Origin of the sequence: Micromonospora sp. NPDC049580 (assembly GCF_040675595.1) — a bacterium.
Lineage (GTDB): Bacteria > Actinomycetota > Actinomycetes > Mycobacteriales > Micromonosporaceae > Micromonospora.
On record NZ_JBFAPG010000383.1, the window covers coordinates 1 to 6,200 of the forward strand.

At 70.7% G+C, this 6,200-nt stretch carries 6 protein-coding genes; 3 read left to right on the forward strand and 3 right to left on the reverse strand.

Annotated elements, in window-relative coordinates:
- Positions 1-224: 224 nt before the first annotated feature.
- Positions 225-776 (reverse strand): GNAT family N-acetyltransferase, encoded by a 552-nt coding sequence (locus tag AB0J68_RS24660; RefSeq protein ID WP_363940596.1) that lies wholly within the window; start codon positions 774-776, stop codon positions 225-227.
- Between the two features lie 51 nt (positions 777-827).
- Here AB0J68_RS24660 and AB0J68_RS24665 point away from each other — a divergent pair, with 51 nt between their 5' ends.
- Positions 828-1,676, forward strand: a complete 849-nt coding sequence (locus AB0J68_RS24665) for a YhjD/YihY/BrkB family envelope integrity protein (RefSeq protein ID WP_354856349.1) — start codon at positions 828-830, stop codon at positions 1,674-1,676.
- Between the two features lie 33 nt (positions 1,677-1,709).
- Positions 1,710-3,305 carry an NAD(P)/FAD-dependent oxidoreductase gene (locus AB0J68_RS24670; RefSeq protein ID WP_363940597.1) on the forward strand — a complete coding sequence of 532 codons (1,596 nt, stop codon included), beginning with the start codon at positions 1,710-1,712 and terminating at the stop codon, positions 3,303-3,305.
- Here AB0J68_RS24670 and AB0J68_RS24675 read toward each other — a convergent pair.
- A complete protein-coding gene (locus AB0J68_RS24675) occupies positions 3,294-3,992 on the reverse strand; it encodes a TMEM175 family protein (RefSeq protein WP_354856352.1) in 699 nt (232 codons plus the stop codon). The two genes, AB0J68_RS24670 and AB0J68_RS24675, sit on opposite strands and share 12 nt — an antisense overlap.
- Before the next feature lie 127 nt (positions 3,993-4,119).
- Positions 4,120-5,709, reverse strand: coding sequence for a Rieske 2Fe-2S domain-containing protein (locus AB0J68_RS24680; protein WP_354856354.1), 1,590 nt, complete (start codon positions 5,707-5,709; stop codon positions 4,120-4,122).
- Positions 5,710-5,907: 198 nt separating this feature from the next.
- On the opposite strand from AB0J68_RS24680, the gene AB0J68_RS24685 reads away from it, so the two are divergent.
- Positions 5,908-6,129, forward strand: coding sequence for a DUF2631 domain-containing protein (locus AB0J68_RS24685; RefSeq protein ID WP_355133397.1), 222 nt, complete (start codon positions 5,908-5,910; stop codon positions 6,127-6,129).
- Positions 6,130-6,200: the final 71 nt, after the last annotated feature.

The following is a 6,200-nucleotide window of genomic DNA, read 5'->3' on the forward strand; positions in this document are numbered from 1 at the left end:
CCCGCGAGATCTTCCCGACCACAAGAGTGACTTCGGTGTAACGTAATGCGAGTCTCAAGAACAGCAACGGACCCCAGAGAGGCCCGTTGAATCTTCCGGATACGTGCTCGGAATCGTGCACGTCTTTGTCGAAATCTTGCGTTACTTTGGCCAAAGGTTACTGACGTGCTACGGGAGCGTCAACACTTCGACCGCTGTGACTATTGATGGGTTTGCCTGTCCGGTCAGGTATCTGGTGCCGCCAGGACGAAGGTCTCCAACAGCTCTCCGCCGTACCAGTCGGTGCGCTGCCCCACGTGCGCCATGCCGAGTCGCCGGCAGACCGCCATCGACGGCTCGTTGCCCGGCGACACCACCGCGTAGATCTCCGGGGTGCCGGCGGCGAACTCCCGCGCCACGACCGCACGCGCCGCCTCGGTGGCGTAGCCGTGACCCCTGGAATCCGGGTGCAGGTGCCAACCCGCCTCGATGTCTGACGTACGGCGCGTCTCGTCCCGCCCCGGGAGCGGCTTGAGCAGCACCGTGCCCGCCACCAGCCCGCTGTCGCGCACCTCGATCGCCCACGTGCCGTACCGGCCGCGGTCGGCCGCGTGCCGGTCCCGCCAGAGTCGCAACCGCTCGGCGGCCTGCGCCGGATCGGTCAGCGGCAGCCCGGGTGCCATGCCCAGCCAGCGGGTGATCTCGCTGCGGGAGTAGATGTCGTAGATGCGGGCCAGATCGGCCGGATCGTCGGTCCAATCGCGCAGGATGAGACGTTCGGTGGTGAGAACAGTCATGACCGGCGATCTTAAGGAGTGACCGCACCGAGGACAGGGAAGGACAACCCGGTGGGCAACGGATGGCAGCGCGCGAAGCGGATCACCAGTGCCGCGTTCCGTCCGGTGCGCGGGCGGGACCTGTCGCTGCACGCCGCCGCGATCACCTTCTACGGGGCGATCGCCGTGGTCCCGGTGGCGCTGCTGGCCCTCTGGCTCACCTCGCTGATCGCGGGAGCCGATCGGGTACGCCGGCTCACGTCGTACGCCGTGGAGGCCCTGCCGACGGCGATCGGCGCGCCCCGGGCGGTGGCCGCGCTGGTCGACGCCGGGGTGGAGTTGACCCCGGTGCTGGCCCTTGCGTCGCTGCTGCCCGCGTCGCTGTACGGCGAGGGGCTGCGCCGGGCGTTCGTGTCGGTGGCGGCTCCGCGCAGCGACGAGCACCTGGTCGGTTGGCGAGGTCGGCTGCTGCTGCTGCCGTTGCTCGCACCGGCGCCCGCGCTGCTGCTGTCGATCCTGCTGGCGCTCCCGCTCACCACCCACCTGGTCACCCAGGGCGGCTGGGTCGGCGCTCTGGGCGTGGTGCTGTCGTTCCTGGCGGTGTGGCTGGTGCTCACACCGGTGCTGGTGTGGGTGTTCCGGGTGGTGGGGCCAGCATCGCCGGACTGGCTCTCCACCCTCGTTGTCGGGTCGTTCACCGCGGCGAACCTCTCCGGGTTCCTGCACGGCTTCGTGCTCTTCGCGTCCCTGCCGCTGGATCTGGGAGCGCCGTTCGGCGGCTTCGACGAGATCGGCGCCGGCGTGGCCGTGCTCCTGTGGCTGTACCTGTTCCACGTGATCGTCCTGGCCGGCTATTCCGCCACGCTGGCCCTCTCCCGCTGGCGCGCCCAACGCACCCCTTCGCAACGCGGGGTGGGCTGACCCGGCGGGGTGGTGGGGCTAGGCTGCGGCGGCATGAGCAGTGAACTTCCCGGCCGGACCGACGTCGTGATCGTCGGTGCCGGGCACAACGGTCTGGTCTCCGCCATCCTGCTGGCCCGCGCCGGCCTGGACGTCCTGGTGCTGGAGGCGGCCGACGTGATCGGCGGCGCCACCCGCACCGAGAACCCGTTCCCGAAGGTGCCGGGGCTGCGCCACTCCACCGGGTCGTACCTGCTCGGGCTCATGCCGCCGGAGCTGCTCGCCACCCTCGACGTGCGGATCCCGGTGCTGCGCCGCGACCCGCACTACTTCCTGCCCACGCCCGGCGGCCTCGGCTCGCCGTACCTGCTCTTCGGCAGCGACACCGCCGCCACCCGGGCACAGCTCGCCGAGTTCTTCTCCCCCGCCGACGTGGCCGCCGACGACGCCATGCAGGCCGAGCTGGCCGCGCTGCGCGAGGACCTCGCCCCGGCCTGGCTGGCCGAGCCGCTGACCGCCGAGGAGACCGCCGAGCGGCACGTCCGCCCGGCGCTGCGGCAGGTCTTCGTCGACCTCGTCCGGGGCTCGGTCGCGGACTACCTGGCCCGGTTCGAGTTCCGCTCCGAACTGCTGGTCAGCATGTACGCGGTCACCGACGGGCTCTCCGGCCTCAACGCCGGCCCGGACGACCCCGGGACCGGCCACAACTTCCTCGTGCACAACATGTGCCGGCTGCCCGGCTCGGGCGGCACCTGGATGATCGCCGAGGGCGGGATGGGCACCGTCTCCCGCACGTTCGCCGACGCCGCGCGCGCCGCCGGAGCCACCATCGCGACCGGTACGCCGGTGCGCGCGGTGACCCTCGACGGCGGCGCGGCCAGCGGAGTCGTGCTGGCCGACGGTCGAGAGGTCGCCGCCCGGGTGGTGCTCGGCGCGTGTGACCCGTACCGGCTGATGGACCTGGTGCCCGACGGCGCGCTCCCGGCGCGACTCGGCGAACGGATGACGGCGGTCCGCCGCCCCGGCACCACCCTCAAGCTCAACCTGGCGCTCACCGGCCTGCCGCAGTTCTCCTGCCTGCCGGCGGGTACGCCGAGCCCGTTCGGCTCGACCATCCACCTGCTGCCCGGGTCCGCGTCGCTGGTCGGCGGCGACGCCACCTCGCCGATGACCGCGCTGCGGGACATGTGGGCGGACGTGCAGGCCGGGCGGCTGCCGGCGGAGCCGACCATCGAGTGGTACCTGCACACCACAGTCGACCCGTCGCTCTCCGACGCCGCCGGGCACCACTCGTCGGCGCTGTTCGTCCAGTCGGTCCCCTACGAGCTGGCCGGCACCAGCTGGGACGCGGAGCTGCCCGGCTACGTCGACCGGCTCGTCGAGATCGTCGAGCGGTACGCGCCGGGCACCGCCGACCTGATCGCCGACGCGGTGCCGCTGCCCCCGCCGGGCATCGAGAAGCACTTCGGCATCACCGGCGGTCACATCCACCACGTCGACAACACCGTCTCGTTCACCGACCGCATGCCGTACGCCACCGGCATCGACGGCGTGTACGCGGGCAGCGCCGGCTGCCACCCGGCGGGCAGCGTCATCGGCGCCGCCGGCCACAACGCCGCCCGACGCATCCTCGCCGACCTAGGGCGCTGACCGGTCCCCGCTCGGTCCGGCGGACGGCCGGAGGTCACCCGGGCCGCCGATCAGGTAGTAGCCGACCAGCAGGAGGTACGCGCAGAGGCTCAGGATGGGGTCGATGAAGACGACGGCGAAGGCGACGAGGTAGAGCAGGGGCTTGAGCAGCACCCGACGTGCGATCGCCCGGGCCAGCCGGGGATCCAGGTCGGGGTTCAGCAGCCCGCGCCGGCGGGCCCACCACCAGCTCAGGTTGACGAAGATCGCCTCACCGAGCACGGTGCCGAGGTACAGGGCGGCGGTCAGTCGCTGCTCGGTCGCCCCACCCCGCAGGTTGTCCGACAGCAGGTCGGCGGTGAACGGGAGGGTGGCGATGAAGAGCAGGACGCCGAGGTTGAAGACCAGCAGCATCTGATCGACCCGGACCACGTACCGCCACAGGTTGTGGTGGGCGAGCCAGACCTGCCCGGCGAGCGCGAAGGTGATCACATACGCCAGGTAGGACGGCCAGGCGTGGGCCAGGGCGTCCGGAACCTCTCGTCCACTGTCCCTGGCGGGGCCGGTCTGGAGCAGCTCGACGGCCATCACCGTCAGGACGACCGCGAAGACGCCGTCGCTGAACGTCTCCACCCGGGCGGCGTCCCGGGCCTTCTCCCGGCCGCGTTCGTACCGGTACTCCTCCTCCTGTGCGTCCGCCCCCGCCACGCCTGCCCCGCTCCCGGTGGTGCGTCGCTCGCGCACCCCTCCCCGCGATCTTGCGCTTCCGGTCGCCGTTCCGGGGCGATTGCCGAACTTTGCTGCCGCCGGAAGTGCAAGATCGCGGGGGCGGGGGTCAGCTCAGGGCTTCGCCCGCCGGGGCCGGGGTCTCCGCGTCGACGCGGTGGGCGCGGACCTTGTGGCCGACGCTGGTCAGGCAGCGGCCGCTGGGCAGGTCGAAGCGCCAACCGTGCAGCTGGCAGGTCAGCTGGTCACCCTCGACGATGCCGAACCGGGTCAGGTCCGCCTTCAGGTGCGGGCAGCGCCGCTGCACCACCCAGTCGCCAAGCGTGATGTCCTCGGCGTCGGTGCTGCGCTCGTGCTCGTCGTACCAACCCTCGGCGTACTGGAGGCGCTCCTCGGAGAGGCACTTGAAGAACGCGTAGACGAACTCGTTGTACTGGCCGATCCGGGCCGCCGAGAACCGGCAGGACAGGAAGAGCGAGTTGACCCAGTCCACCTCGTCGATGAAGAGCAGGTGCTCGATCAGCGACCGGTCGGTCCGGAAGCGGTAGCGGACCTTCTCGTCCGCGTACGGCCGGACCTCCTTGCCCGGGAAGTCCACCACGATGGATTCAATGGTCTCCCCGCCCGAGTCGTCGGTGCCCACCAGGTCGAAGCGGACCGGGCCGCCGACCCCCTTGGCCAGGTAGATCGATTCGTCGAGCAGCGGCTCGATGCGGCGCTTCATCTCGCCGAGCACGTCCACCTCGGGGTGCCGCCAGGACGCCTTCTCCGCCTCGATGATCGGGCGCTTGCGCTCCCGCATCTCCTCCAGGTGGGCGACCTTGTTCGCGAAGAACTCCTCCACCGGCACCGGGTGGGTGGTGCTCGCGCCCTCGGTGGTGACCTCGGCGACGCTGCCCGGCAGCAGCACGATGCCGTTGGTGCCGCCGACCTTCGCGTACTCGCTCAGGAAGACCGACTGGTCCGGGAAGATGTTGCCCTCGTCGCCGTGGATGTCGTTGAACTGCCACAGCGCGTCGTCGAGGAAGCACGGCGGGCCGGCGATCGGGAAGACGTGGTCGGCCTTCAGGTCGTCGATGTAGCGCCACGTCCGGTCGAACTGCCGGTCGCGCTTCTGCTTGCCGAACGCGGTCTTCGCCGCCTGCGGCAGCTCGTAGACCATCGGGTACCAGATCGCCCCGGAGAACTGGAGCAGGTGCGCGTGCACGTGCCCCAGCTCGGCGAAGACGCTCAGGTCGGTGGGGCGGGCGTCGTTCTGGTTGAGCAGCCGCACACCGTCGTACTCGACCCAGAGCGAGGAGTCACCGATCGGGCCGTCGGTGGGGCTGGTCAGCGCCTGGATCATGATCTTCAGGCCGCCGTCCAGCTCCACGACCTGCTCGTTGGGCGCCTTGAGGAACTTCGTGAAGCCCAGCGCCCGGAACTCGTCCTCCATCTCCGAGGTGGGGAACTCGGGGAGCAGGACGGTGGCGTCCTTCGAGACGAAGTCCCGCAGGTGCTTCGCGTCGAAGTGGTCCCGGTGCAGGTGGGAGACGTACAGGTAGTCGACCTGGCCCAGCGTCTCCCAGTCGAGCAGGGAATTGTCCGGGAAGGGAAACCACGAGGCGAAGTAGGCCGGGTTGACCCACGGGTCGCACAGGATGCTGCCCGCGGCCGTGTCGATCCGCATGCTGGCGTGCCCGGTTCCGGTCACTCGCACCGCACAGTCCCCCTCAAACAGACAATCAGGTGTACGCCAAACGCTACCGGAGGGAGTCTGACCGCCACCCCGCGACGCCCGTAGTGCCGTCCGGCCTGGGCGGGCAGGGCCAGAAGGCGGGGAAACCCCCACCGCGCCGCCCCGTGCGGGAGGCGTGCCAGACTAACCAAAGATCCGATCGCGAGGGAAGGACCGACAGTGGCAGGAAGCGAGCCGGTAACGTCGCCAGACCAGCACAAGCCCGGGCACCGGAAGGCCGGGCGCATCGGCGCGGTGCTGTCCGCGCTGGCGCTGCTGGCGATGGTCTGCGGCAACCACGAGGGCAGGGTCGAGGACATCTGGCTGGTCGGCCTGGCCGCGCTGCTGCTGGTCATCGTGATCGGCGACGCTGTGCTGCGGCGCAACGGTCTGCGTTCCTGACCTCGCCGGACAACCCGGTCGACGTACGAGGGCCCGCCCCCACCCGGGGGACGGGCCCTCGTTCGCGTACG